27 protein-coding genes and 2 pseudogenes are annotated in these 26,242 nt (G+C 36.3%); 19 read left to right on the forward strand and 10 right to left on the reverse strand.

Going from position 1 to position 26,242, the window contains the following annotated elements; all coding sequences use genetic code 11:
* Positions 1–20: 20 nt before the first annotated feature.
* From tviB to L3081_RS21375, 14 genes are all read left to right on the forward strand, one after another.
* On the forward strand, positions 21–1,301 hold the full coding sequence (tviB, locus tag L3081_RS21310) for a Vi polysaccharide biosynthesis UDP-N-acetylglucosamine C-6 dehydrogenase TviB (protein ID WP_242288348.1): 1,281 nt from the start codon (positions 21–23) through the stop codon (positions 1,299–1,301).
* Positions 1,302–1,333: 32 nt separating this feature from the next.
* Positions 1,334–1,819, forward strand: a complete 486-nt coding sequence (locus L3081_RS21315) for a UDP-N-acetylglucosamine transferase subunit ALG14 (RefSeq protein WP_242288349.1) — start codon at positions 1,334–1,336, stop codon at positions 1,817–1,819.
* 6 nt (positions 1,820–1,825) lie between these two features.
* Positions 1,826–2,041: a hypothetical protein gene (locus L3081_RS21320; RefSeq protein WP_242288350.1), complete on the forward strand. Its 216-nt coding sequence runs from the start codon at positions 1,826–1,828 to the stop codon at positions 2,039–2,041.
* Between the two features lie 7 nt (positions 2,042–2,048).
* Entirely contained in the window at positions 2,049–2,297 is a 249-nt protein-coding gene (locus tag L3081_RS21325) for a hypothetical protein (RefSeq protein ID WP_242288351.1), read from the forward strand.
* A 23-nt stretch (positions 2,298–2,320) separates the two neighbouring features.
* On the forward strand, positions 2,321–3,700 hold the full coding sequence (locus tag L3081_RS21330; RefSeq protein ID WP_242288352.1) for a UDP-glucose dehydrogenase family protein: 1,380 nt from the start codon (positions 2,321–2,323) through the stop codon (positions 3,698–3,700).
* Positions 3,700–4,695 (forward strand): NAD-dependent epimerase, encoded by a 996-nt coding sequence (locus L3081_RS21335; RefSeq protein ID WP_242288353.1) that lies wholly within the window; start codon positions 3,700–3,702, stop codon positions 4,693–4,695. Before L3081_RS21330 ends, L3081_RS21335 begins: the two co-directional genes overlap by 1 nt.
* Complete coding sequence (locus L3081_RS21340; protein WP_242288354.1) at positions 4,695–5,450, forward strand: WecB/TagA/CpsF family glycosyltransferase; 756 nt, start codon at positions 4,695–4,697, stop codon at positions 5,448–5,450. Before L3081_RS21335 ends, L3081_RS21340 begins: the two co-directional genes overlap by 1 nt.
* A gap of 31 nt (positions 5,451–5,481) precedes the next feature.
* Positions 5,482–5,721, forward strand: coding sequence for a hypothetical protein (locus tag L3081_RS21345; RefSeq protein ID WP_242288355.1), 240 nt, complete (start codon positions 5,482–5,484; stop codon positions 5,719–5,721).
* A 236-nt stretch (positions 5,722–5,957) separates the two neighbouring features.
* The gene (locus L3081_RS21350; protein ID WP_242288356.1) at positions 5,958–6,698 is read left to right on the forward strand and encodes a polysaccharide biosynthesis protein; all 741 of its coding nucleotides are present in this window, start codon (positions 5,958–5,960) and stop codon (positions 6,696–6,698) included.
* Entirely contained in the window at positions 6,691–7,611 is a 921-nt protein-coding gene (locus tag L3081_RS21355; RefSeq protein WP_242288357.1) for a glycosyltransferase family 2 protein, read from the forward strand. Before L3081_RS21350 ends, L3081_RS21355 begins: the two co-directional genes overlap by 8 nt.
* A gap of 271 nt (positions 7,612–7,882) precedes the next feature.
* Positions 7,883–8,668: a hypothetical protein gene (locus L3081_RS21360; protein ID WP_242288541.1), complete on the forward strand. Its 786-nt coding sequence runs from the start codon at positions 7,883–7,885 to the stop codon at positions 8,666–8,668.
* Positions 8,565–9,131: an O-antigen ligase family protein gene (locus L3081_RS21365; protein ID WP_242288358.1), complete on the forward strand. Its 567-nt coding sequence runs from the start codon at positions 8,565–8,567 to the stop codon at positions 9,129–9,131. Before L3081_RS21360 ends, L3081_RS21365 begins: the two co-directional genes overlap by 104 nt.
* A 19-nt stretch (positions 9,132–9,150) precedes the next feature.
* Complete coding sequence (locus L3081_RS21370) at positions 9,151–10,065, forward strand: glycosyltransferase family 2 protein (protein WP_242288359.1); 915 nt, start codon at positions 9,151–9,153, stop codon at positions 10,063–10,065.
* A gap of 145 nt (positions 10,066–10,210) precedes the next feature.
* Complete coding sequence (locus L3081_RS21375; protein WP_242288360.1) at positions 10,211–11,110, forward strand: hypothetical protein; 900 nt, start codon at positions 10,211–10,213, stop codon at positions 11,108–11,110.
* A 69-nt stretch (positions 11,111–11,179) separates the two neighbouring features.
* Here the strand turns inward: L3081_RS21375 and L3081_RS21380 are convergent, their stop codons facing one another.
* The 7 genes from L3081_RS21380 to L3081_RS21405 form a co-directional block, all read right to left on the reverse strand.
* Positions 11,180–11,767, reverse strand: a complete 588-nt coding sequence (locus L3081_RS21380) for a hypothetical protein (RefSeq protein WP_242288361.1) — start codon at positions 11,765–11,767, stop codon at positions 11,180–11,182.
* On the reverse strand, positions 11,727–14,234 hold the full coding sequence (locus L3081_RS21385; protein WP_242288362.1) for an O-antigen ligase family protein: 2,508 nt from the start codon (positions 14,232–14,234) through the stop codon (positions 11,727–11,729). The genes L3081_RS21380 and L3081_RS21385 overlap by 41 nt, the downstream gene beginning before the upstream one ends.
* Positions 14,224–14,988 carry a tetratricopeptide repeat protein gene (locus L3081_RS21390; protein WP_242288363.1) on the reverse strand — a complete coding sequence of 255 codons (765 nt, stop codon included), beginning with the start codon at positions 14,986–14,988 and terminating at the stop codon, positions 14,224–14,226. Before L3081_RS21390 ends, L3081_RS21385 begins: the two co-directional genes overlap by 11 nt.
* Before the next feature lie 889 nt (positions 14,989–15,877).
* Positions 15,878–16,525 carry a nucleotidyl transferase AbiEii/AbiGii toxin family protein gene (locus tag L3081_RS21395; protein WP_338027464.1) on the reverse strand — a complete coding sequence of 216 codons (648 nt, stop codon included), beginning with the start codon at positions 16,523–16,525 and terminating at the stop codon, positions 15,878–15,880.
* Between the two features lie 31 nt (positions 16,526–16,556).
* Entirely contained in the window at positions 16,557–17,303 is a 747-nt protein-coding gene (gene abiEi, locus L3081_RS28665) for a type IV toxin-antitoxin system AbiEi family antitoxin (protein ID WP_338027448.1), read from the reverse strand.
* Positions 17,304–17,782: 479 nt separating this feature from the next.
* Entirely contained in the window at positions 17,783–18,061 is a 279-nt protein-coding gene (locus L3081_RS21400) for an addiction module antidote protein (protein WP_242288364.1), read from the reverse strand.
* 2 nt (positions 18,062–18,063) lie between these two features.
* Positions 18,064–18,363, reverse strand: a complete 300-nt coding sequence (locus tag L3081_RS21405) for a type II toxin-antitoxin system RelE/ParE family toxin (RefSeq protein WP_242288365.1) — start codon at positions 18,361–18,363, stop codon at positions 18,064–18,066.
* A gap of 613 nt (positions 18,364–18,976) precedes the next feature.
* Here L3081_RS21405 and L3081_RS21410 point away from each other — a divergent pair.
* Positions 18,977–19,324, forward strand: coding sequence for a DUF6088 family protein (locus tag L3081_RS21410; protein ID WP_242288366.1), 348 nt, complete (start codon positions 18,977–18,979; stop codon positions 19,322–19,324).
* 41 nt (positions 19,325–19,365) lie between these two features.
* Positions 19,366–19,788 carry a nucleotidyl transferase AbiEii/AbiGii toxin family protein gene (locus L3081_RS21415; RefSeq protein WP_242288367.1) on the forward strand — a complete coding sequence of 141 codons (423 nt, stop codon included), beginning with the start codon at positions 19,366–19,368 and terminating at the stop codon, positions 19,786–19,788.
* A 380-nt stretch (positions 19,789–20,168) separates the two neighbouring features.
* On the opposite strand, the gene L3081_RS21420 is transcribed toward L3081_RS21415, so the two are convergent.
* From L3081_RS21420 to L3081_RS21425, 3 genes are all read right to left on the reverse strand, one after another.
* On the reverse strand, positions 20,169–20,627 hold the full coding sequence (locus L3081_RS21420) for a methylglyoxal synthase (RefSeq protein WP_242288368.1): 459 nt from the start codon (positions 20,625–20,627) through the stop codon (positions 20,169–20,171).
* Positions 20,628–20,709: 82 nt separating this feature from the next.
* Positions 20,710–20,889: a hypothetical protein gene (locus tag L3081_RS29250; RefSeq protein ID WP_420839772.1), complete on the reverse strand. Its 180-nt coding sequence runs from the start codon at positions 20,887–20,889 to the stop codon at positions 20,710–20,712.
* Positions 20,816–21,679, reverse strand: coding sequence for an AEC family transporter (locus L3081_RS21425; RefSeq protein WP_242288369.1), 864 nt, complete (start codon positions 21,677–21,679; stop codon positions 20,816–20,818). Before L3081_RS21425 ends, L3081_RS29250 begins: the two co-directional genes overlap by 74 nt.
* 523 nt (positions 21,680–22,202) lie before the next feature.
* On the opposite strand from L3081_RS21425, the gene L3081_RS21430 reads away from it, so the two are divergent.
* From L3081_RS21430 to L3081_RS21440, 3 genes and pseudogenes are all read left to right on the forward strand, one after another.
* Positions 22,203–23,384, forward strand: a complete 1,182-nt coding sequence (locus tag L3081_RS21430; protein WP_242288370.1) for a thiamine pyrophosphate-dependent dehydrogenase E1 component subunit alpha — start codon at positions 22,203–22,205, stop codon at positions 23,382–23,384.
* Positions 23,385–23,386: 2 nt separating this feature from the next.
* Positions 23,387–24,365: pseudogene (locus L3081_RS21435) on the forward strand (alpha-ketoacid dehydrogenase subunit beta).
* Positions 24,366–24,431: 66 nt separating this feature from the next.
* Positions 24,432–26,155 (forward strand): annotated as a pseudogene (locus L3081_RS21440) (dihydrolipoyllysine-residue acetyltransferase).
* Positions 26,156–26,242 lie beyond the last annotated feature (87 nt).

Here is a 26,242-nt window from a genome sequence, read left to right on the forward strand (position 1 = left end):
AACACCAAAAGGAGATTTAATTGAAAACAATAGTAAATGACTCGGTAATTGCAATTATTGGTCTAGGTTATGTTGGTTTACCGCTAGCTGTAGAGTTTGGAAAAAAAATGCAAGTGATTGGTTTTGATATCAACCAACCTCGTATTGAAGCACTGCAACAAGGTATAGATGACACCCTAGAAGTAGAAACTGAATTATTATCACAAGCTACTCATTTAAGTTTTTCTTGTGACGTGAATGACTTAAAAAAAGCAAACGTATATATTGTTACCGTACCAACACCAATTGATGAACATAAAAAGCCAGATTTAACACCGTTAATTAAAGCGAGCGAAATGATAGGCAAGGTTATCAATAAAGGTGATGTAGTTATTTATGAATCTACCGTATACCCGGGCGCTACCGAAGAAGAATGCATTCCAGTTATAACGCAAACATCAGGCTTAGTTTTTAATAAAGATTTTTATGCAGGTTATAGCCCTGAGCGGATTAACCCCGGTGATAAAGAGCACCGAGTTACAAGCATATTAAAAGTAACTTCAGGTTCAACACCAGAAATTGCTGATTTTGTTGATGCACTTTATCAAACTATTATCATCGCAGGTACATACAAAGCTAGTTCAATTCGAGTGGCAGAAGCGGCTAAAGTTATCGAAAATACTCAACGTGACGTAAATATAGCCCTAATTAATGAACTCGCTATTATTTTCAATAAAATGAATATTGACACCATAGAAGTACTAGAAGCTGCAGGCACAAAATGGAATTTTTTGCCCTTTCGTCCGGGGTTAGTTGGAGGACACTGTATTGGTGTTGATCCTTATTACCTTACCCACAAAGCAGAAGCAATTGGTTATCACCCAGAAGTTATTTTGGCAGGCCGTCGAATTAACGACAGTATGGGTGAATATGTGGTATCTCAACTTGTTAAAAGTATGATGAAAAAATCAATTCAAGTTAACAAGTCTAACGTGCTGTTATTAGGGTTGACCTTTAAAGAAAATTGCCCAGATATTCGTAACACCAAAATTGTAGACATTGTTCACGAACTTAAAGAATACAACGTTAATGTAGATGTTTACGACCCGTGGGCTTCATCAAAAGAAACACAACACGAATATGGTATTGAGTTGATTGATGAACCGAAAAATAATCATTACGACGCGGTTATTTTAGCGGTTGCTCATAACGAGTTCAAAACATACGATCAAGCCAGATTTAATAAACTAATGAAAGCTGATTCGGTTATATACGATTTAAAAAATGTGCTTCTTAAATCTGTGTCTGATTTAAGGTTGTAAATAATAAAAGAGAAATTACCTAGAAAGAAAAAGTGACATTTTTAGCTATAGGAGACTTTAAAGGAATAGTTATGAAAAAAATATTGGCTGTAGCGACTGGGGGAGGGCATTGGAGTGAACTTGTTTTATTAAAACCTATATTAAGTCGTGGTTATGTTAAATATGTCACTACTATTGACGGCTTACCTCAACAAGAAGGTTTTACTGATTTTAAAATTGTGGTTGATGCCAACAAAAATAAGAAATTAGCGACTATTTATTCTTTTTTTCAGTTTTTTATTATTTTTATAAAATTTAGACCTGATGTTGTCATAACAACTGGCGCTGCTCTTGGGGTTATTGCTGTTTTCGTCGGTAAGTTTTTTGGGACAAAGAATATATGGTTAGAAAGTATTGCTAATACGGAGCGTCTATCTCTTAGTGGGGAGATAGCTAAACCATTTGTTCATTTATTGTTGACCCAATATGAGTATTTAGCTGATAACAAAGAATTAATATATCAAGGTAAAATTTTTTAATAATTTATGATTTTTATTACTACAGGTACACAGTTTCCTTTCGAACGTTTATTAAAAATAATGGATGAATGGGCTCAGGAAAACTCTGAAACAGAAGTTATTGCTCAAGTAGGTTTAACTGAATTTAAATCAAAGTTTATCGAGTCCTACGATTACTTAACACCTGTTATATATGAATCATATGTTAAGAAAGCAAATGTGCTAGTTGGGCATCTTTGGTAGTGGCACTATGATAGTAGCAGCAAAAAATAATGTCCCAGTTATATTAATGCCTAGGCAGTTTGATTTAAAAGAGCATAGAAGTGAACATCAAAAGGGAATGGCAAAAATGTTTTCTTATCGCAAAGGTGTTTATATAGCTAATACTAAAGAAGAGTTGTTTAGTTTTTTGAATGATTATAACAAATTACAACCTCTTGTTGAAAACGAAACTGAGGAAAAAAATGCTATTAAATTTTTTAGAAAAAGAAATTTATAAAGATTAATACTTATAGGAAAAAAATGAAAGTTACGTTTTACGGAATTGGTTACGTTGGTTTAGTACAAGCTGCAGTATTAGCGGATGCAGGACATGATGTTTGTTGTGTAGATATTGATCAAAATAAAATTGATAACCTAAAAAAAGGTATTATTCCTATTTATGAACCAGGTTTAACACCCATAGTTGAAGATAACTATGCATCAGGTAGGTTACATTTTACAACTGATGCAGAATTTGGTGTTAACTTTGGTGAATTACAGTTTATTGCTGTAGGTACACCGCCAGATGAAGACGGCTCCGCCGACTTAAAATACGTGCTTAAAGTTGCTGAAACTATTGCAATGCATATGACCACGTCAAAAATTGTTGTTGATAAGTCAACGGTGCCAGTTGGCACTGCCGACAAAGTATCAGCTCAAATTGAACAAGTGCTAAACACACGTTTTGATTCAGGTAAAGCGCCAACCTTTTCAGTAGTATCAAACCCCGAGTTTTTAAAAGAAGGCTCAGCAGTTTCAGACTGTAAACGACCTGATCGTATCGTAATAGGTACTGACTCAAGCGATGCTGAAGATTTAATGCGCGAGCTTTACGCACCATTTAACCGTAATCATGAAAAAATTATAGTAATGGACATCAAATCAGCAGAGTTAACTAAATACGCTGCTAACTGCATGTTAGCTACTAAAATTAGCTTCATGAACGAAATGGCAAACATTGCTGAACTTGTTGGTGCAGATATTGAAAACGTTCGTCATGGTATAGGTTCCGACCCGCGTATAGGTTATCAATTTATATACCCAGGTTGTGGTTACGGTGGCTCATGTTTCCCTAAAGACGTACAAGCGCTAGTTCAAACAGCAGACGGTATTGGCTACGAGTCGCAAATTCTTAAAGCAGTTGAAGCTGTAAATTTCCGTCAAAAACATAAATTGTTTGAATATATCTCTAAACACTTTGGTTTGTCCGAAAATCCAAATGCCATAAAAGGCAAAACATTTGCACTTTGGGGATTATCATTCAAACCAAACACTGATGATATGCGTGCCGCTTCAAGCTTAGTCTTAATGGAAGCATTATGGAAGGCAGGCGCAAAAGTACAAGCATACGACCCGGAAGCCATGGAAGAAACTCAGCGTGTATGCGGTAATCGTGCTGATTTAACATTGATGGGTACGAAAGAGTCAGCCCTAAAAGGGGCGGATGCATTAGTTATTTGTACAGAGTGGCAAAATTTTCGGGCACCTGATTTTGGTTTAATAAAAGAGTCGTTGTCTAATTCTGTTATTTTTGATGGTAGAAATATGTTCGAACCATTAAGAATGAAAAAGAAAGGTTTTGACTATTACTGTATTGGGAGAGCCTTATCTGTTATTGGTAATGAAGGTGAGGGTAAGTAATGAAATATTTAGTGACGGGTGCCGCAGGGTTTATTGGAAATTTTGTTGCTGAACGTTTATGTAAAGAGGGGCATGAAGTTATTGGTTTAGATAATTTAAACGATTACTATGACCCTAATTTAAAGCTTGCTCGTTTAAAGCGAATTGAACATTTTGAAAATTTTACTTTTGTTAAATTAGACCTAGCTGACCGTGAAAACATGGCCAAGTTATTTGCAGAAGAAAAATTTGAAAGAGTAATACATTTAGCAGCTCAAGTCGGGGTGAGATATTCAATAGAAAACCCTATGGCATACATAGACTCTAATATAGTTGGTTTTGCTACAATATTAGAAGGGTGTCGTCATAATAATGTTAAACATTTGGTTTATGCGTCTTCTAGTTCTGTATATGGTGCAAATAAAAAAATACCATTTTCAACTGACGATGTGGTTGACCATCCTGTTTCGTTATATGCAGCAACTAAAAAATCGAATGAATTAATGGCGCATACTTATAGCCATTTATACGACTTACCAACAACAGGGTTAAGATTTTTTACTGTTTATGGCCCGTGGGGACGACCAGATATGGCGCCGTTCTTATTTACCGATGCAATTGTAAATGATCACCCAATTAACGTGTTTAATAACGGTAAAATGCAAAGAGATTTTACTTATATTGATGATATTGTTGAAGGGGTTATTCGAATTCAAAATATAATTCCTAATAAAGAAAACAATAAAGTAGATGAAGGTTCATCAAATTACAAAATTTACAATATTGGAAATAATCAACCTGTAGAACTTGAAACATTTATAAATTGTATTGAAAATGCGTTAAATAAAAAAGCTAATAAAAACTATATGCCAATGCAAGATGGTGATGTAGTAAGAACTTTTGCAGATGTAGATGCATTAGAAAAAGCAATAAATTTTAAGCCAAAAACTGAATTACAATACGGTATTTCTGAGTTTGTTGCATGGTACAAAGCATACAATAAGGAAGCTATTTAATGACACAGGTTCAAACAACAAACGTTGCAGGGTTAGACACAGTCTGTTTAACAAAAGATGAACTTGCAGATGTAATGGTCAAAGATTGCTTATTTTCCCGAGCCAATAAAATAGCCCCCAAGGTTGTGTTTTCATCTAATGGGCAAGGTATTTCATTAAATGCGACTGACAAAAGCTTTGCTAACATAATGAGCCAAGCAGACATGATTCACGCTGATGGGCAATCAGTTGTCTTTGCTTCAAAGTTGTTTACCAAAAAACCGTTACCAGACAGAATCGCTACTACCGATTTTTTTCATAATGCAGCGAGAAAAGCACAAGAATCAGGTTTAACCTTTTTTATGTTAGGCGCAAGTGAAGAGGAAAGTAAATTAGCTTGTGAAAAAATGAGAATCAAATACCCAACATTAAAAATTATAGGGCGGCGTAACGGTTATTTCACTAAAGATCAAAACCAAGAAATAATTGACGAAATTAACGCCTTAAAACCTGATGTACTTTGGGTGGCATTAGGTAAACCTAAACAAGAGTTTTGGTGTATTGAAATGAGAGATAAGCTAGATGTCGGTTGGATTAAAACATGTGGTGGGTTATACGCATTTTTAGCAGGAACCGCCCCAAGGGCACCCATGTGGATGCAAAACTTAAGTCTTGAATGGTTATTCCGTGTTGCTAAAGCGCCAAAGCGTCTAGGTTGGCGTTATATGACAACTAACCCACATGCCTTATGGCTCATGATTACTCGAAGTAAATAGACAACTTATGATAGTAAATTCAGGAGTTAGGGTGTTCTCTTACAAGCGAATATTAGCCGCTATTAGTGGTTCTGCAGGTGTTGCCTTATCAAGTTTGGTGCTAGCATTAATGTTAATGCAAAAAGGCAGTGCAGAAGATTATGGTATATTTTCGTTTATGCTTGTTGCACAGGCTTTATTTAACGGTATATCAAACGCATTATTAGGCACACCACTATTAATTGTGTTAATTAACAAACAAAAAAATAAAGCCATAGATAGTTTTTTTTAGTTAATTTTATTTATTGTTTATGTTGTGCATTTATTCAATTTTGTATTGCTTTTAACTTTACCCGCCAGTTTGAGGTTTCATTAGGTTATGGTTTAGGCTCTTTCTTTTTAACCTATCGTTGGTTTGGCAGGGCTTATTGTAATAACAGCCATCGTCATCAAAAAACAGTGTCATCTGATGTAGCGTATACATTAATAAATTTATTCGGTGCAATTGGTCTTTTAGTATTTAATGTAGTGAACTTATATTCATTAGCCATATTGGTGGCAATTTCAGCTTTTATTGCGTGCGGGTTTTTGGGTTTAGACTATATATTGAAAATAGGCAGAGGGATTACTGCAGGATTTTCAGGTTTTTTTGAGGGGTTTAAACAACAAGGGAGGTATGCCTTAGTCGGGGTACTTACAACCGATGCAACAGCAAACTCTCATGTTTACTTGGTAACATTCATGCTTGGACCTGAAGCCTATGCACCTCTAGCAGCTGCAAGGTTACTATTTAGGCCGATTTCTGTTGTATTTCAGAGTATTACCCAAGTAGAAAGGCCTAAAGTAAGGAAACTTATTTTAGAGGGAAAGATAAAAGTAGCTCAGAGTCATTTGAAAAAAGGGAGAGATGTCACTTTGGTTGCTTGGGGTATTAATACGCTAGTGTGTGTATGTGTTTTATCCTTTTTTCTCGACTATTACTGGCGAAGCGATACAGGTCATCATGCACTTATTATTGCCACAATTCTAATTGGTTTAATTAACTTAATTAAATCAATTAGAAATCCACTGAGTTTATATCTACAAGCGGTTGATAAATTCAAACCACTGAGTTTAATAACGATCAAATCAGCAATTGTGACTATACCAACAGTATTTTTTTGTTTGCAACTGTGGGGCGGCGCCTATTCCTTAATTGGGGTATTGGTTGGTGAGTTGATTACATTTCTATTATTAAAAAAACTATTTACGAGGGAAATTAATGAATAAGAAATTGATAGCTATAGGTATTCCGACCTTTAAAAGGCCAAAAGGTCTAAAACGACTTTTGGATACGTTGGCACTTCAAAAATGTGATTTTAACTTACAAGTTATTGTTGCAGACAATGATAGTGAATATTGTGAAGGGTTGAATCTTGTAAATGAGATAGCGAAAGAGTTTCTTTTCTCAATTGAAGCAATCGTGGTTTCTGAAAGAGGTATTTCTAGTGTGCGTAATGCACTAATGAAACAAGCCTTTGAAAACCATAAAGCTGACATGTTAGCAATGGTTGACGACGACGAGACTGTAGAGCCTAAATGGATTTTTTCTTTAGTACAAACTTTAGAAACAGGCAATTATGATGTTGTTGGAGGGGCTGTATACCCCGAATTTGAGTTTGAACCTCCCTGTTGGACTAACGGGCTTAATTTATACTGGAGGAGAATTCATGACGAGGGAAAAGTTGAATTAATAAGTGGATCGGGAAACATATTAATATCGAAAAGTATTTGGAATAACTATCCGGGTCAACTTTTTGATGTTGAATTTGGCTTAACAGGAGGAGAAGATAAAGAATATTTTACTAGGCTTAAAAAGTATGGAGCAACTTTCGGGTTCTCACCAAAAGCGGTAAGTCATGAGTTTATTGGTGGGTCTAGAATGACTTTAGCTTGGGCTGAAGAGCGGGCTTACCGTATAGGTTCAGCAGATATAAGGATAAAATTAAAATTGTCAGATAACCGTTTTAGTGAGTTAGCAAAAGCTTTGTTTACAGTTAGCGTATGCACTGCTCTTTGGTTGTTATTATTTGGAACCAAAAAAAGGGAATGGATTAAATTTAAGCTTGAACGCCAAAAAGGTAAGCTAAACGGTTTAATCGGCAAACCTCCAGAAGTTTACAAACAAACTCATGGTTCATAAATTAATTGAAATAAGATGAGGCTAGTGTCATTTATTAAATAAACAAATCTTTGTAAAAAACACTGAAATATAAATTGAGTCAGAGCATGCCATTGTGTTTTTACTTTTTTATACTAATGGTAGATTGGTTTAATGTCGAAATGTTCGATTTGTAAAAGCTATGAATTTTATCATTGTCTAACTTTAGTGATTAAGAATGTTATTAAGTAAGGTCACAAATGTTTGCTAGGTGGTGTAATGGATAAAAAATTAAATTGGTAAAGTCTTAATAATGATAATTAAAATAAATTACTATGAATCGTCAAAATGGCTACTGGTCGTTTTTATTGCTTTTTGTTTTATTGGCTATACGCCATTTGCTATTCAAAAAGAATTTGGCAATTTGGGAGGGGGTAGTAACAGTAGTCTAGTTAGGCAAATTGTATTTATTTCTTTTTGGTTAATGTCTGCTATTTGTTTTTATAAGTTAGGTAATATTAAATTAATAAAAGAAGAGAAACTGTTTTTATTGTTGTTGTTTTGGTGTTTTATTTCATTTATTTGGTCACCTGTACCCATAATTACAATTAAGCGTTCCATTCTTTTATTACTAAATGCAACAACTGTGTTTATGTTAGTAAGCGTACTTGCTTTAGATGATGTATTTGATGGTTTGAAAAAATTATTTGTATTTTTAATAATTGCTAGCATATTTGCTATTCCTATATTTCCAGGGGCTGTTCATCATGTAACTGAATATGGAGATGTTAATTTAATTGGTAATTGGAAAGGAATATTCATACATAAGAATCATGCAGGTTATGCTGCTGTTTTCGCTATTATATTATTTATATCTGATTTTATAAAAAATAGAAATTATTGGTCAATATTGATGATTATATTGTCATTTGTTTTTTTATTCTTTACTCGCTCTAAAACTAGCTTATTGTTATTAATACCTTGTTTATTTCGGTATGCTGTTTGTAAGCATTGTATCTCGAAGGACGAAACAGGTATTACAAATAACATTTATAGGTTTACTATTTATAGGGTTAGCTTTTTCAAGTTACATAATTGAGTGGTTTAACTTATTGCTACAAGATCCAGAGTTGTTTACTGGACGTGGAACCATATGGTCAGCTGTAGTCCAAGCTATAAACGAAAACTTTTGGCTAGGGATTGGCTACGGCGCTGTTTGGTCTGTTGGTGACGATGCATATATTAACCAATTTGTAAGTAACCGTTTAGCATGGTTTCTTCATGTATCACATGGTCATAACGGCTACCTTGATACATTTCTATCAATCGGAATTATTGGTTTTTTCTCTACAATGTGGGTTCTTATCATTGTTCCTATAAGTAAACTGTTAGATTTTGAGGACATTAATAAGAGCGAGTATTTCTTTTGTGCTTCATTTTTTATGTTTTTTGTTTTTCATAATATTTTAGAAACAAACATATTGCTAGGTGATAGTAATCGTTGGTTAGTATTTTTAATTGTATATTTTATTTGTAGATCTAAGTTAGTAAAGAATAATTAAACTTATGGTTGGAAGGTGTATGAGTGAACGTGTGATTTTTAGTGTAGTGATTCCACTATACAACAGGGCAAATATCGTTGAAAAAGTAATTAATTCAGTGATAGCACAAACTTGTCAAGATTTTGAAATAATTATTGTTGATGATGGCTCTAAGGATAATGCAAAGGAAGTTATCGACAATATAAGAGATAATAGAATTCGATACATTTATCAAGAAAATGGAGGTGGTTCTAAAGCAAGGAATACTGGTATTGATAATGCAAAAGGTAAATATGTAGCTTTTCTTGATTCTGATGATGTTTTTCTCCCCCACCATTTAGAAACTTCATTAGAAGTGTTGGAACAAGGAAATAATATTTGTACGTATGCACAAGTTATCGTGGATCGTGGAGAAGGGGTGAGGTTCCTAAAACCTGATCGTGCCATGCGTTCAGGTGAGCATATTTCAGAATATTTAATGTGTGATAGGGGGTTTGTACCAACTATTACATTAGTTATACCTACATGGCTTGCCAAGAAATCAAAATATGATGAAAAAATTAGTGCAGGTCAAGACTATGATATGGCTATTAAGTTAGTAGCAAATGGAGGTCATTTAAAAATGTTACCTGATCCTGGTGCGATTTGGGATGACCAATGGTGTATTACAAGATTATCTAGCAAAGCTAAACCAGAGCAACGTTTAGAGTGGTTGAATAGAATTCGGCCAATGTTAATCGATCGAGCTTACTGGGCTGAACTTGGTTGGCCAATTGCTAAAGGTTTTGCATCGCAAGGGCATAAGTTTAAAGCGTTAGGTCTCTATTTAAAAGCGGTATTTAACGGCGCATACCGCCCTAAGATGATGATTGTTATCTTTTTACAAGTTATTCTTTCAAAGAATTTATATAGAAAATTTTCTGATATTTTAGCCAAATTTGGCATCAAACCATAGATAGAGTTTTTTAAATGAAAAATAAAATTTTACAGTACGTAAATGATAAAGTGGTGATATTAAACTATTTTGGTTAACTGGAGAAGATAAGTATTGGAATCCTGACGAAATTCAAGATTATGCTGATTTTATTTATATTATGTATTTGATCTCAGATAGTACTGAATGGATTACCATTGATGCAGTAGAGCAATACTGTATAAAGGTTTCAATGCTTCCTCTGACTGGAACTTCACAAGGGGATAATGAAATGCTACCTCACATGACTGCCTATGTACTAGCATCTTTCAATATTATTGCAAAAGTTGGTTTTGATGTGCGCGGCAAACTTTTAAAAAATATTCAATTAGACATTAACAAGTTGGTAAATCACTATACTATGTTGCCAGTTTGGCCTAATAAGTGGTCACACCACTCGTGGAGAGTGAGTCATTGGGTTGGTGGTATACCTAGTATACTACTAATGTTTGCACGCTATGATCCTAAACAGACTATAAAAGAATCTTTTGTTCATGAAGTTCTAAATTCATGTGATAAAGAAATTATAAACCCTAAAACAGGAATGATGAAAGCTTATAAAAGTGAATTGATTCAACAAGTATTTCGTTTATTATATAGTTTACGTCACAACCCTGAACATGGGGATATTGGTGGTTTAGTACATATACATTGGATTAATTATGTATTAGAACGACCTTATATAGCTGTAGATAGCCTGATTGAAAAGTGTGTAGAAGGCTTGAAATGTGAACGTTTTCTTGAAAATAAACCTTATTGTTTAGATTTTGATTATATTCAGCTTTTAAGGACAGCACTTGAGCAACGTGAAGATTTAAAAACAGATGAAATAGAGCAGCGAGTGTTGAAACTGAAAAATCATTTAGTTGAATTTTTCAAAGAGATACCGATGGAAGGTTATAATCTCCATAAATTGCCAGGTGCGTTGGCTTCATTACATGAATGTTATTTATTACTCGGTAACCCTTATATTGATGAGTTAAATATAAAAACTAAAGATATAATAAAAGTAGGATGCCGGCTTTAATATATCTAATGCAATAGGTAAAATTGTTAAACTAAGATTTAAAAGAGAGACAGTATTCTATTTTTTGCATTATTGTAATATGCTCTTTTTTAAATTGGTACGTTTTGTAAGTTGATATTGATATAAAGATTGTATTTTCATATTTGGTTTATTTATTCCTTCAATATAGGCAGAGTGGTGGTAATTCAATATTAAAGGCTTACTGGCATTTAAACCGATAATTCTAGCGTTCCATGCATCTCCCCGTAAACCTTCTGCTTTGGAAAAATCTTCTAAGAATAAATTCCAAAAAGTATTGTATGCTCCGGCAACAGGAAATAAATCTTTGGATCCTCCATGTTTGAAAATTGGGTTCATGATGTTTTTTAAACGAATATTATCGAGTAAATTTTGATGATTAATACCTGCGTGTTGATCTAAAGACGGTTGAAAAATAACTCCGTTAGTAAACACTGTATATCGACTCTTTGTTGCAAAACTGGGATTATGTATAGCAGGGGTATTGAATATAAAATCTTTTATCAGTATACCATACCCAGTATTCATCACCGTGTAGTGAGCTTTGAATTTTCCAACTATATGAAGATTAGAAAGAGTATTTAGCGAAGATTTATTATTAATTATTATGCCTGCACCAAAGATTGATAATTGAAACATTATTAATCCAAGAATTTCTTACACCCGAAAGAAATATACCATTGTAACCATATTCTAAATGGTGAACAGAATCTTTTCTTTCTTGTGGGAACTCTATTGATAAATTTTCTATTCCGACTTCGGTCAACAGGTTTACTTCACATATTTTATTATTCCATTCAGTTCGTACATCGTGTAACAGTGGCTCTTTAACGGTAATAATATTATTTGTTATTTTAGTTATTTGAAGTGGTTGATGAATAAGTGGTGATTTATGGTTACGCTTTAATGTGTTTCCTACATTTACATTATTACTCATGAATATATGATCAAAAAGGGAACCTTTACTGTTAGGTGTATTATACCATCTGAGATCTATTGTCATTCCTATTTTTAGATATTTAGGGTTATCTGTCATGATAGTGTGCTCGCCCCGTTTACCATTAATTGCTTTTGCAAAGCATATATTTTTTCTCCATACTGGCGATACCCAAATAACTCCACCTTCCCATGTAAAAGGTGAAAAAAAGCTATTATTAACCTTATTACCATTGCTTTCTATAAGGTCAATTGTATAATTTGTCTCTTTTTTATAGGTCATGTCTTTAAGTGGTTTTGTGAAATGTAGTATTGTTTTATCTTTTCCTTCGCCTTGCAAAACTATATTACTATGTTGAATACTTATTATTTCACTCAGGTTATATACTCCTTTAGGAAAATATAACACAGTTCTTTTCGTTTGTTGCCCCGCATACTTCACTGCTGTTTGTATTGCTTTTGTATCATCTACAGAATCGTTTGGTTTTGCGCCAAAATCTAAAATGTTATGTGTGATTTTGTAATGAGGTAATGGCGATTCACCATTTTTATAACCTGCGAAGGAATAATCGGGTAAGTAATTTTGATTACCTTCATTAAGAATATTAGGCATCCATGGTGGGCTATCTTCAGTATTTGAAATTTTATTTTTGGTTTCAAATTGAGTAAACGATAGAAGTATATAAATGATTATGGCTAAGCAACTGATCATTATTAGTACTTTAGTTAGTGAAAGTTTGTGTTTTTTATTACTAACATGCGCTATTTTAATCCCTAATGCTAATATTAAATAAAAATACACTGCGTTCACAGGTAGATGAAAATTAAAGTCTGCCAGTGAATGCAATAATATCGCTATTACACCGCAAAAACTTCCTACCTGTAAACCATACAGGTTTTTATTTCGCTTACTGCTGCCTTTTTTCAAACCATTACTTAATGGCCTAAGCAATAATAATGTTGCCATTGCTAGTAAACTAAAACCAATAATCCCTTGATTTGCTAACAACTCTAAATAGTCGTTATGGGCTCTTTTTGACATAGCTGAAGTGCCGAGCAATGACGATTTATATTTGTGCTGTAGTATCGGGTAGGTGCCGCCTGTGCCTACAATGGGACTTTCTTTAATAATAGCGAAAGCTGTTTGATGCATTATATCTCGTCCGTTTGGCTTATATCCTTGTGAGTCAAGCCGATTGGTTAACGAGTTAGTCACGCCTGTTGTAAAAATGAAAATACCTATAGCTAGCATGCTAATGAGCAGTAATAGCACTTTCTTTACTTTTTGTTTTTTCGATTTTTTTTGTTGTAGCAGTACGCATAAGTAGGTTAGGGCTATGCTAATTACAAAAATTGAATTACCCCCTCTTGATGCCGTTTTGAATAAAGCTGTGACCATTATTAGCAGGCTCAATAGGTATATTCCATTGACCGAGCTGATCAAATCTATCATTTTGTTTAGGTAAGTTTTACCTAGTTGTTGGGTATCGCGCTTTTTTAGGTTGGCGTACATCAATCCGTAACCTAGGGGAATGGTGAGGGTTAAAAATGAGGCGTAATGATTTTGATAGCTAAACGTGCCGTGTGTTGCTCTTTCCCAAGGTGCTGTCCAAGGTGGAATAGAGCTTACTAGGTCGAACGCGCCCTTTGTGTAGTGATTTATTAAGGAATAAAGGGCTATGATGGCAGAGCCAAAAAATAAGGTGTTAGCAAGGGTTAGTATGCGTTGTTTTGTGTTTAATAATAATAAAGCGAGTATAAAAACAGTGAGGTAACTTGTGTGCTTTATAAGCTCTATCAAGGTTACATTGGGCGCTATGCTAATGGTTTGCCAGTGATTGGTGTTTATGCTTGCTTCGGTAATGCTTAACTCGGTGATAGTTGTTAAGTTGTGCGTTATGTTAAAGGGCAAAGGAATAACTTGTAGCACTTGAAAAAGCAACCATGCGCTAAGCAGTATTAACGGCGTTTTTATGCTGTTTAAGTTGGTAAATTTAGACGATAGTTTTTGGCTGTTGTTAATAAAGTAGATGGTTGCAAGGGTAAATATGCCCGTAGTAAAAAATAAGTATTGCCATGCTACCTCTCCACCATGTGGCCAAGGCATTATAAATACAGTAATGAGTAGGGCGACGAATAGTTTGCTGTTTGATGGTTTGCTATTGGTCATTGGCTGTTTCTTTTATATGTTTTTTTGCGAAATTTTTATGCCATTGCTTAGTGAGCAAGGGGGTTATCTCGGCAAGTTTCTGGTATGTTTTGGCTGAGTTAAGCGTGAGCAGGCTATTGGATGTTTTTAATGCGAGTTTTATTATTTTTGTTGCTTGTGCCATGTCTTCTGTGTTGTTAGCAATTAAAGACCAGTGTTTAAAGAGTAATGGAATCAGTATTAGTCGGCTTCTTTGTTCGAAAGGGCCAAGTAGCATCGCGTTTGAAAGGGCCGGTTTTAGTTTGGCTTGGTTTAGTGGTTGTTGGTTGCTGTAGAATTGTGCGAGTTTTGCCCAGGCGTAATACCCACTTGGTTGGTGTTTTATGGCGTTTTTAAAGGCTTGTTCGGCAAGGGCGGTGTATTGATTTTTGCTTATGTTTATGTTGTTTGTTTTGGCGCTTGAGCTGTTGTTTGCTAACCATTGGTAATATTTAGCCATGAGTAAATGGCTGTTGGCGTCTATTGGGTTTATGGCGATAGATTGTTTGAGCCGGGCTATCATTTTTTGGGCTAATTCGGGTTTTATCTCTTCTTGTTTTTCTTCCCATTGGGTTATTACTGTTTCAGGGCGTACGGTGAGTACGGCGGACCAGAACCATAGTGTTGACCACAGGGCGAAGATTAGGCATATAACAGCGGCAATAATGCTAGGTATTTTTGAGTGTGCTGTTTGCGTTGTTGCTTTTGATTGTTGGGAGGTGGTTGAGGTTATCAAGGTTGTGTTTAGTTCGGTGTTGTTGATGGTTCGTCCTTGGGTGTTGATGTTAGCATAAGTGTTTTTTATAACCTATCGATTTAGTTATTTAGGGGTAAGATATTAGATGTTAGATATAAGGGATTAGGGCTTGTCAGCGAATTACGCGAAGGGCACGAATTTAAGGGCAAGATATTAGATATTAAAGAAAAGATTTAAAGATAAGAGATTTTAACCACCGAGGGCACAGAGTCGCTTTGCTGCACAGAGAAGGGATAAGATATTAGATATTAAGAGATGGGGCAATAAATTACCCCCTACAGGGTTTGTGTTTTTAATTCGAGAAATTTGTGTAATTCGTTGATGGTGTTTTTTGTTTTCAGCGAATTACGCGAAGGACACGAATTTTAGATATTAAGACATTAAGACATTAAGACATTAAGACAATTTTACCACCGAGGGCACAGAGTCGCTTCGCTACACAGAGAAGAGATAAGAAAAGATCAGAAGAGATAGTGATCAGGGATTTAAGACATTTTTTATCTTTGGTTTTGTTCTTCTCGGTGAGGACGTAGTCCCTCGGTGCGCTCGGTGGTCAAATTGTTTTTTTAAAGAGAAAAGGATATTCACCACCGAGGGCACAGAGTCGCTTCGCTGCACAGAGAAGAGACAAGATATTAGATATTAAGACATTAAGAGTTAAGATAATTTTACCACCGAGGGCACAGAGTCGCTTCGCTACACAGAGAAGAGATAAGAAAAGATCAGAAGAGATAGTGATCAGGGATTTAAGACATTTTTTATCTTTGGTTTTGTTCTTCTCGGTGAGGTCGTAGGCCCTCGGTGTGCTCGGTGGTCAAATTGTTTTTTAATGATAAGATCTGATTCACCACCGAGGGCACAGGGCACGTTACATTTTCATATTAAATGGTAGGTTTGGTGATTCATCTTTTAGGTGGTTTGTTATTAGCTTTACCTCGTTATCTATAGTTAAGGTTAGGTAAGACCAAAAGTTACTATTATCTAGCGTTCTTTTTGCTATTTCTCTAGGTACAAAACGTGACATTTCATGATGAAAATCAGATTTTATTGAATCATCATTGTGCAATAAGTTTAGGTGCTTATTTATGTTATCAATAAAATTTGTGGTTTCTTTATTCCGTGCGTTGAGTTTTTTAGTTATTAAATCAGTATGTTGTTCAATGCCTTGTTGTTTCAACCAAACAATATCCCAAATGTCGCGTGGTTTAATTCTACGTTCACGGTAAGCAAAGGCGACCATTTTATCTGCTAGAATCTCTGTCATGCTTTGTACGGCAATAGGAAGCCCTGCCATTGGTGAGTTAATATGATAATGATCCATTATTGGTCTGTGTTGAATGTCAAACGATGGGAGAGCACAAATATCAATATGCATTTTTTGAGAAGGTAGATCTTTTCTATCTGGGTACTTTTCTAGTGTTATTTTCCAAGTAGATGTTCCAAAGTTAGTTGTTTGTGGTGTTCTAGCTTTAACTTTGATGTTGTATTTTTTTTGTAAATGGTTTTCTAGCTTAATGGCTAGTTCGTTGAATTTATTTGGATTAAAGTCAAACCCGGCCGGTAAAGTCTAAATCTTCAGAAAGTCGATTGGAGTTATAGCATAGTCTAAGTGAAGTACCACCAATAAAGGTTAGATGTTGTAAAAAACCTTCCTTGTGAAGTACTAGCATAATGTCGTGGTGTAGCACTTCTTTTTCAAGTACGTTGTCTAATCCTATGTAATCAGGGTTTTTTGCTAGTACTTGGTTTATTAGTAATTTTAGCATTAGCTCTCCAAAGATGTTTATGTTTCTGCCGACACGTTTTAAATCGGCGGTTGCGCGTTTTTCTGTTGCGCGATAAATTCCTATGTCTAGGTCAAAGTAAACACCGTTTTCTAACTGGGCTAAGCTGCGGTTTGTATGTGTAAACTCTATCGTACCATATGGTGTTTCAAATTTTCCGCTGCGGCCTGTGGTCATCAGTGTTGTGTATCCCATGGTTAGTTGGGATATTATCCCTAAATAGCTAAGTTGTGTTTCTAAACTGACGTATATAAATTCATCCCACCGTAATAATAAAGCTATTTTTTCGAGTACTCCGTTAGTGGTTGGTGGTGAATTGGCGTTGATATATACATTACTTGCAACGCGTGATAACACGCCTTTTTTTACGGCATTCGAGAGGTATTTTCTAAATGAGTTTGTTACGTTGGTATTTAACATGAGTGCTAGGTCTTGTGTAGTGAAAAGCCCACTGTGGCCATTTTTTATGGCTAAAAATGTTTTGTCATTTAGTAGTCTTAATTTATTCACATTCGCTCTCTGGTTATTTTATTCGTTATAGTGAATTGTTGTTTATTTCTATACAGTTTCACTATGTATGTTTTAACTATACATTATTTCGTTATTAAAGCGAATTTTTGTATAGTTAAGTTGTTGCTATTTTATTCTTGTTAGCAAGTTCGGTAGGCGACTTTGAAGCGATCAGGGATTAAGGGCGTAAGATATTTTATTGTCTTGGTCTTGGTCTTGGTCTTGGTCTTGGTCTTGGTCTTGGTCTTGGTCTCTTCTCGGTGAGGCCGTAGGCCCTCGGTGTGCTCGGTGGTCAAATTGTTTTTTAATGATAAGATCTGATTCACCACCAAGGGCACAGAGTCGCTTCGCTACACAGAGAAGAGATAAGAAAAGATCAGAAGAGATAGTGATCAGGGATTTAAGAAGTTTTTTATCTTTGGTTTTGCTCTTCTCGGTGAGGACGTAGTCCCTCGGTGTGCTCGGTGGTTAAATTAGCTTTATGCAAATGACAAGTTAACGTGGAGTGTTTTAAGTACACGTACAATGGTATCCCATTTAGGTTGAGTTTTACCATTAAATGTCTTGTACATGCTTTCACGATTCAACCCCGACTGCTCTGCAACGCCGGTAACACCATGAAGTTTTACTAATTGACCCGGCGCAGTTACAAAAGTATTTGGATCTTCATCTTGGTAACACTCCATAAGAAATTCATTAATTTCTTCTTGTGTATCCATAAATTCAAATGGATTAAACTCTGTTAATTTTTCGGTCATAATTAATTATCCAATTCATTTAACAATTTTTTGGCTTTTTCAATATCTTTACTTTGACTCGATTTATCACCACCACAAAGTAAAACGATTATTTGCCCATTTTTAATCGTGAAGTACAAACGGTAACCTTTACCAACAAAAATTCGCATTTCGCTCAAATTGCTGCCAAGTGACTTAACATCACCTAAATTACCGTTAACCGCTCTAGTTAACCTTAACGCTATTATCTTTAAAGCTTGTCTATCTTTTAATTTTTTCAGCCAAGCTTTAAATATTGAGGTTTGCTTTACTTCATATTTCATTACTGAAGTGTAGCTTAAAGGCTACAAAATTACTATCAAATTATAGTTTAAGTAAAAATATTTTGATTTAGTGGCGTTTTGATCATTACAGAGAAATGATTTAGTTGTTTTTTTTCAGCGAATTACGCGAAGGGTACGAATTTTAGATATTAAGGGGATTAGATATTAAGATATTAAGATAATTTTACCACCGAGGGCACAGAGTCAGGTTCTATGCTCCATGCAGAACCTAAGTGACCTACATCCATGTAGGCCTCGCTTCGCTGCACAGAGAAGGGATAAGAAAAGATCAGAATAGATAGTGATCAGGGATTTAAGAAGTTTTTTATCTTTGGTTTTGTTCTTCTCGGTGAGGCCGTAGGCCCTCGGTGTGCTCGGTGGTCAAATTAGTTTTTTTAAAGAGAAAAGAATATTCACCACCGAGGGCACAGAGTCAGGTTCTATGCTCTATGCAGAACCTAAGTGACCTATATCCATGTAGGCCTCGCTTCGAGCTACACAGAGAAGAAATAATGCTTTGAAGCCGTTATGTTTTGTTATCAGTGTCGTATGTTTGCATTGTTTAAATGTCGTATGTTTGCTATATTTAAAAGGTTAAATACGGAGTTAAAGCATGACAATAGCAAGAAAAGTTAAAGTGAGAATCAATCGCTCAAAGCGATATGTTTTCGCGCGTGCCGATTTTGCTGATATCGCAGGTTATGATCAAGTGGGGCGTGTTTTAAAAAAGTTAGTTGATGCGGGTGATTTATTACGTATTGGTTATGGGCTTTATACTAAGGCAAGAAAAAACCGCATTACAGGTAATTTAATGCCGGCCTCTCCCTCTGGCGCTGATGGTGTGATATTAGAAGCCATCGAAAAACTTGGTATTGATTATAAGTTCGATGAGTTTTCACAACGTAGTATTGATGGTGATAGCTTGCAAATACCGAGCTTCATTTCAAATTGTTACCAATAATCGTTTCAAAAGAAAAATTGTTGTCAATAATAGAGCTATTAATGCTAATTGACAGCAGTTTATTTTTAGATGTTTCTGATGCTCTTGGTATGGGAAATCCCGCCATAGTTGAAAAAGATTATTACGTTATTGTCCTATTAAAGTTGTTATCTGGTTTATCATCTGAAACACATTCATTAGTATTTACAGGTGGAACAGCGCTAGCTAAATCAGGTATTAAAACTCATCGAATGTCTGAAGATGTTGCTAGGTATGGAAATCAACATGTGGAGTTTGTTCAAAGTCCTATTGCTGAGCTGATGTTTGGTTTGAATGTATTGGAAGAAAATAAAATATATGAAGAACGGTTTCAGCAATATGTTGTGCCGATGGTTTATGGGGATATTATAATAACTTGGCAGAATGCATTTAGTGTTTTTAAGTCGTTTGCTAAACTAGTTTTAAATAATAAATCAATGAGTTAATTATCAGATATTAATATTGTTAAGTATTTGTTTTCTCGGTGAGGCCGTAGGCCCTCGGTGTGCTCGGTGGTCAAATTAGTTTTTTTAAAGAGAAAAGAATATTCACCACCGAGGGCACAGAGTCAGGTTCTATGCTCCATGCAGAACCTAAGTGACCTACATCCATGTAGGCCTCGCTTCGCTGCACAGAGAAGAGATAAGAAAAGATCAGAAGAGATAGTGATCAGGGATTTAAGAAGTTTTTTATCTTTGGTTTTGCTCTTCTCGGTGAGGACGTAGGCCCTCGGTGTGTTCGGTGGTCAAATTGTTTTTTTAAAGAGAAAAGAATATTCACCACCGAGGGCACAGGGTGGCTTATTTTATTTGGTTTTATTGCTAATCTATAACGTTCTTTTAGCTAGGTAGCCTTGATAATCAGGTACGCGGGCATGGTATGCCTTGTTTAAATGGCATGAGTCTAATATAAAATCAGCCGTTGCTATATTCGTTGCAATAGGAATATTCCACACTGCAGCTAACCGTAGTAACGCTTTAACGTCAGGATCATGCGGTGCGGCGTTCATAGGGTCCCAAAAAAAGATTAAAATATCTATTTTACCTTCAGCTATTTTAGCGCCCAGTTGTTGATCGCCACCCATAGGGCCTGACAGTAAACTTTCAATTGAAAGATTCAACTTGCTAGCCAATAACGTACCCGTTGTACCCGTAGCATACAATTGATGTTCTTTTAACATATCAAGTCTCATTAAAGACCAATTTAATAACGACTCTTTCATATGATCATGAGCAACAAGCGCTATTCGCTTATTTTGGGGTAATTCACGGGTGGTGTATTCCATGGTTTAATCCTAATTTTTTTAGTGTAACTAATTTAACTTGTCTTAACTTATCTTAACTCAATTTAACTTAACTCAATTGAACTTAACTCAATTGAACGATGTTAGCTGAAACTAACATGGCAAAGCCAATGGTAACAGTGAAAAGTGACATAAGTGTTGAGAGTATAATTATTTTAGCGGCTAAGTCACTATTTCCGCGCATTGATTGTACCATAACCAAACTTGCCGTCGCCGTGGGTGCTGAGGCTAGCAAAAACAACACACCTGCCGCAGTAGGGTCTGTGGGGATAAGTAGCAATAAAATAACAACAATTCGGGCTAATAATAACTTTCCATAGGCTAGCAGCAAAGGCTGTTTTAATATTTTGTTTTATTTGTAAAAAATTTAAAGAGCCGCCGATGGCAATAAGGGCTAAAGGTAACGTCATTTTGGCAATGTACTGATTACTTTGTGCGATAATATCGGGCGTTTTAAAATTAAGTAAATTGGCTAGCAGCCCAACCATTATGCCGATAATTAGCGGATTTTTTAAAATATCTACTATATTCTTTTTCAGTGACGCGCCTTGATGATGCAAACTATTATTAAGGGTGTATATAGACAGTAAGTTATACATAATAATAGTGATAGCGGTTGGAATTGTCGCGATTGCAATGCCTTTTTCAGGGTAAGCGTTTGCACAAAAAGCTAAGCCTAAAATAATTAAATTACCGCGAAATGATCCTTGAACAAATACCCCTTTGTCGCGTTTTTCACCGATAAACTTGCCCGCAGTTAAGCCACTGAGAAAATACACTAACATGGTTGTAATCGCCATTATGGCAATGTTTGAAACGTTTATAAGATGCTTAAAATCATGGGCGGCTGTCTTGGTAAATAAAATAATAGGTAAGCCAATATTGAAAATAAACTTAGATGAAATATGAATAAATTCATCATTGATAAATTTAATGTGGCACAACCAGGCGCCTAAACTAATTAAAATAAAAATGGGGGCCGTTATGCTTAAGGCGACAGGTAATAAGGCAAAAATACCTTGATTGTATTCCATTGTGCTTTTTAGTCTTTAATGTGGGTTGTTGCGCTAAGTTTATTACGTTTTTAGGCAAGTTACTCATATAAATAAGGTTAATATTTATTTTCTTAGGTTAATTGGCTTTTGCTTCGCTTTATTTGGGCTTTATTTGGGCTTTATTTGGGCTATTTTTTGGCGCTTCTCTCACGAGTGTAAACATTTTTGCTCACTTACAGCAAAAACACCCCAATATCATTATGCAATAATCTTGTTTATCAGTTTACGTAAAGGTAAAGTTTTGCGCGAATGTTATGCATTTTTGTCTATACTTCTAATAACGTGAAATGTTCATGTAGTCCGACAAGGGGCAATAAATTATCCCCTACATTGAGTACAAGTTGTTGTTATGAATGTAGGTTGGACTTTAGTCCGACAAAGAATAAGTAGTAGACATCCACCTTGTGTTGTTTCATCAGCTAACAATGATTAATTGTTCAGCTAATACTATGCAAACACGCAGTAGGCACACAATAAGCGTAAAATACAATAAGAGAATGTTATGAGTAGTGAACTTTATAATGATGGGCCGGTAGTTCATAAACCTACCTTTATTGATGGCACTAGTGTTGAAATTCCTGAGCTAAAAATCTTAAAGCAAGACGGCAGTGTTTATGAAAACAGTGACATGCCAATAATAGATCAGGCGCTTGCGGTTAAAGTATATGAAACGTTTGCATTTCATCGCGTGTTAGATGAACGCATGGTGTCGTCTCAACGCCAAGGTCGTTTAAGTTTTTATATGGCTGCATTAGGTGAAGAAGCTGCCAGTGTAGGTGGTGCTGCGGGTTTACAGCCACAAGATATGATTATGAGCCAATACCGTGAACAAGGTGCGTTGATGTTTCGGGGGTTTAGCCTTGAAAATTTTATGAATCAAATGTTCTCTAACGAGAAAGATTTAGGTAAAGGGCGTCAAATGCCTATTCATTACGGTTCAAAAGAATTGAATTACATGACGGTTTCTTCTCCATTGGGAACGCAAATTCCTCAAGCAACGGGCTATGCTTACGGTCAAAAATTACAAGGTTTAGACGCAGTAACCTTATGTTACTTTGGTGAAGGTGCTGCCTCGGAAGGTGATTTTCATGCGGGTTTAAATATGGCCGCTGTGCAACAAGCGCCGGTAATATTTTTCTGTCGTAATAATGGTTACGCTATTTCTACGCCGTCAGACGAACAGTTTAAAGGTAATGGTATTGCCTCGCGCGGTGTTGGTTATGGTATTAAAACACTTCGGGTTGATGGTAATGATATTTTAGCGGTAATAAAAGCAACCCAAACTGCCCGTGCTTATGCGTTAAAAGAAAATGCGCCGGTGTTAATAGAGGCGATGTCGTATCGTTTAGGCGCGCATTCTACCTCTGATGATCCTTCAGGTTATCGTACCCGTGAAGAGGAAGAAAAGTGGCAGGCGAATGACCCTATTTTACGTATGAAAAATTGGATGTTTGCTCAAAAGTGGTGGGATGAAGCGCAAGACAAAGTGTTATTTGAAGGCTTAAGAGAAAAAGTGTTAGCCGCGGTGAAAGTGTCGGAGAAATTGAATAAACCGCATATCGACACCTTGATAACCGATGTTTATGATGTGCCGTCTAAACAATTAGAAGCGCAATTGGCGCAGGTGAAAGCACACGTCAATAAATACCCAGAAGCCTATCCATTTACTGCGGGGAAATTCTAGTTATGGCACAAATGAATATGTTACAGGCCATTAATAATGCGCTTGATATTGCAATGAACGAAGATGATAGCACGCTATGTTTTGGCGAAGATGTTGGTCATTTTGGTGGTGTTTTTCGGGCAACGTCTGGTTTGCAAGACAAATATGGCAAGGTGCGTTGCTTTAATACGCCGTTAGTTGAGCAAGGTATTATTGGCTTTGCTAATGGTTTAGCGGCGCAAGGTTCGCGTCCTATTGCTGAAATTCAATTTGCGGATTATATTTTTCCGGCGTTTGACCAAATAGTGAATGAAGCGGCTAAGTTCCGTTATCGCAGCGGTAATGAATTTGATGTAGGTAAACTGACCATTCGTGCTCCTTATGGTGGGGGGATTGGCGGCGGTTTGTATCATAGCCAATCACCTGAAGCTTATTTTGCTCATACACCGGGGTTAAAAGTGGTTATTCCTCGTAATCCTTATCAAGCCAAGGGGTTGTTGTTAGCGTCAATACGTGATGATAATCCGGTGATATTTTTTGAGCCCAAACGTTTATACCGTGCGTCGGTAGGCGAAGTGCCTGAAGAAGATTATCAGTTGCCAATAGGTAAAGCTGAAGTGGTACAAACGGGCAGTGATATTACCTTGCTTGCTTGGGGGGCGCAGATGGAAATTTTACAAAAAGCGGCTGACTTAGCAACCAACGATGGCATTTCGTGTGAGGTAATTGATTTACGCAGTATTTTACCGTGGGACATTGAAACCATTGCGAATTCGGTGATGAAAACAGGTCGTTTGTTAGTAACGCAAGAGGCGCCATTAACTGTTTGGCTTTGCCAGTGAAATAGCCGCAACGATTCAGCAAGCGTGCTTTTTACATTTAGAGTCACCCATTGAGCGTGTATGTGGTTTAGATACGCCGTACCCGTTAGCGCTTGAAAAAGAATATGTTGCCGACCATTTAAAAATTTATGAAGCCATTAAACGCAGCATAAATTATTAATTTACTAATAGATTTCTAAGGGCTTGTTTATTTGCGGGCTGTTGATGAAAAAATGTAGGAAAAAATATGAGTATTGATTTTATTTTACCCGATATTGGTGAAGGTATTGTTGAATGCGAGCTAGTTGAATGGTCGGTGAAAGAAGGCGATAGTATTGTTGAAGATCAACCTATTGCTGATGTAATGACGGATAAAGCCTTAGTGCAAATTCCGGCGATGCATTCTGGGGTGGTTGAAAAGTTATTTTATAAGCAGGGTGAAATTGCCAAGGTACATGCACCGCTTTTTTCTATGATTACCAATGACACGCAGCCAAGCGCTGATGAGGTGAAAGCGCCTGCGTCTTCACTTGAGCCTGCACCTGAATCAGTTTCTGTTGCTAAGCCGGACTCAAGCCGGCAGCATAGATTTTATTTTACCTGATATTGGTGAAGGTATAGTTGAATGTGAGCTAGTTGAATGGTTGGTGAAAGAAGGTGATAGCATTGTTGAAGATCAACCTATTGCGGATGTGATGACGGATAAAGCCTTGGTGCAAATTCCGGCAATGCATTCAGGCGTAGTTGAAACGTTATTCTATAAACAGGGTGAAATTGCTAAGGTTCATGCGCCACTTTTTTCTATGGTAGTTGAGGGGAGTGCATCGAGCCCTGTGTCAAACTCTGTATTAAACAGGGAAGCCAATAAAGCCAATGAAGCCAATGTGTCAGCAGTTGCAGCGACTACTGCGGCTACTGCGACAGCTACATCAGGCGAAGCTAAGTCTGTAGCCTCTAGCCAAGCGTCGACGGTAAAACAAGGGGTAAATAACCCCAGTAGTGTTGAGCCTGTGCAAGCAGCAACGAAAGGTAAAGCGATTGCTAGCCCTGCGGTACGCCGCGTTGCGCGTGAGCTAAACGTTAATATTAGTGAGGTTGTTGGCTCGGGCAAAAAAGGCCGGGTTTATAAAGACGATGTCGGCCTTTGAGCAAGGCAGTAATATTGAGCAAGGTAGTAACAAGCAAGTGAGTACTACACAGGCATCAGGTGTTGAGTCAATTAACGCTGAATCTAACTTTGCTGTTTCAAGTTATGTTGAGAAAATTAAAGGGATTAAAGCGGTTATGGCGAAAGCCATGGTTGACTCGGTTAGTACTATTCCGCATTTTACTTATTGTGAAGAAATTGACATGACGGAGTTGATTAAGCTGCGTTTAGAGTTAAAAGAAGTGTATGCCAAGCAAGACATTAAATTAACCATGATGCCCTTTTTTATGAAAGCTATTTCGGCATTAAAAGAGTTTCCGGTAATTAATAGCCAGGTGAATGATGATTGTACTGAGTTAAGATATTTTAATGATCATAATATTGGTATGGCGGTTGATTCAAAAATTGGTTTGTTAGTGCCTAATGTTAAGCAGGTACAAACCAAGTCTATTTTAGATTTGGCGGCTGATATTACCCGTTTAACTAACGATGCCCGAAGTGGTCGTGTGCAAAGTGCTGATTTAAAAGGTGGCACTATTACTATTTCTAATATTGGTGCTATTGGCGGTACTGTGGCAACGCCTATTATTAATAAGCCTGAGTCGGCTATTGTGGCGTTAGGTAAGTTACAAACTTTGCCACGCTTTAATGATAAAGGCGAAGTGGAAGCTCGCAGTATTATGCAAATAAGTTGGTCTGGTGATCATCGTGTTATTGATGGCGGTAGTATTGCGCGTTTTTGTAACTTGTGGAAATCGTTCTTAGAAAAACCCAGTAATATCTTTGGTGCACATGAGCTAGTGCGTATTAGTAGTTTGAAATAAGTGATTTAAGCAGCACTTGAGTTGGCGTAGCAGGTTTTAAAACTTGTTACGCCCGCTAGTTGAATTAGGCTTAGTTAGGCTTAGTTA

This window comes from Colwellia maritima, from assembly GCF_022669015.1.
Classification (GTDB): Bacteria; Pseudomonadota; Gammaproteobacteria; order Enterobacterales; family Alteromonadaceae; genus Colwellia; species Colwellia maritima.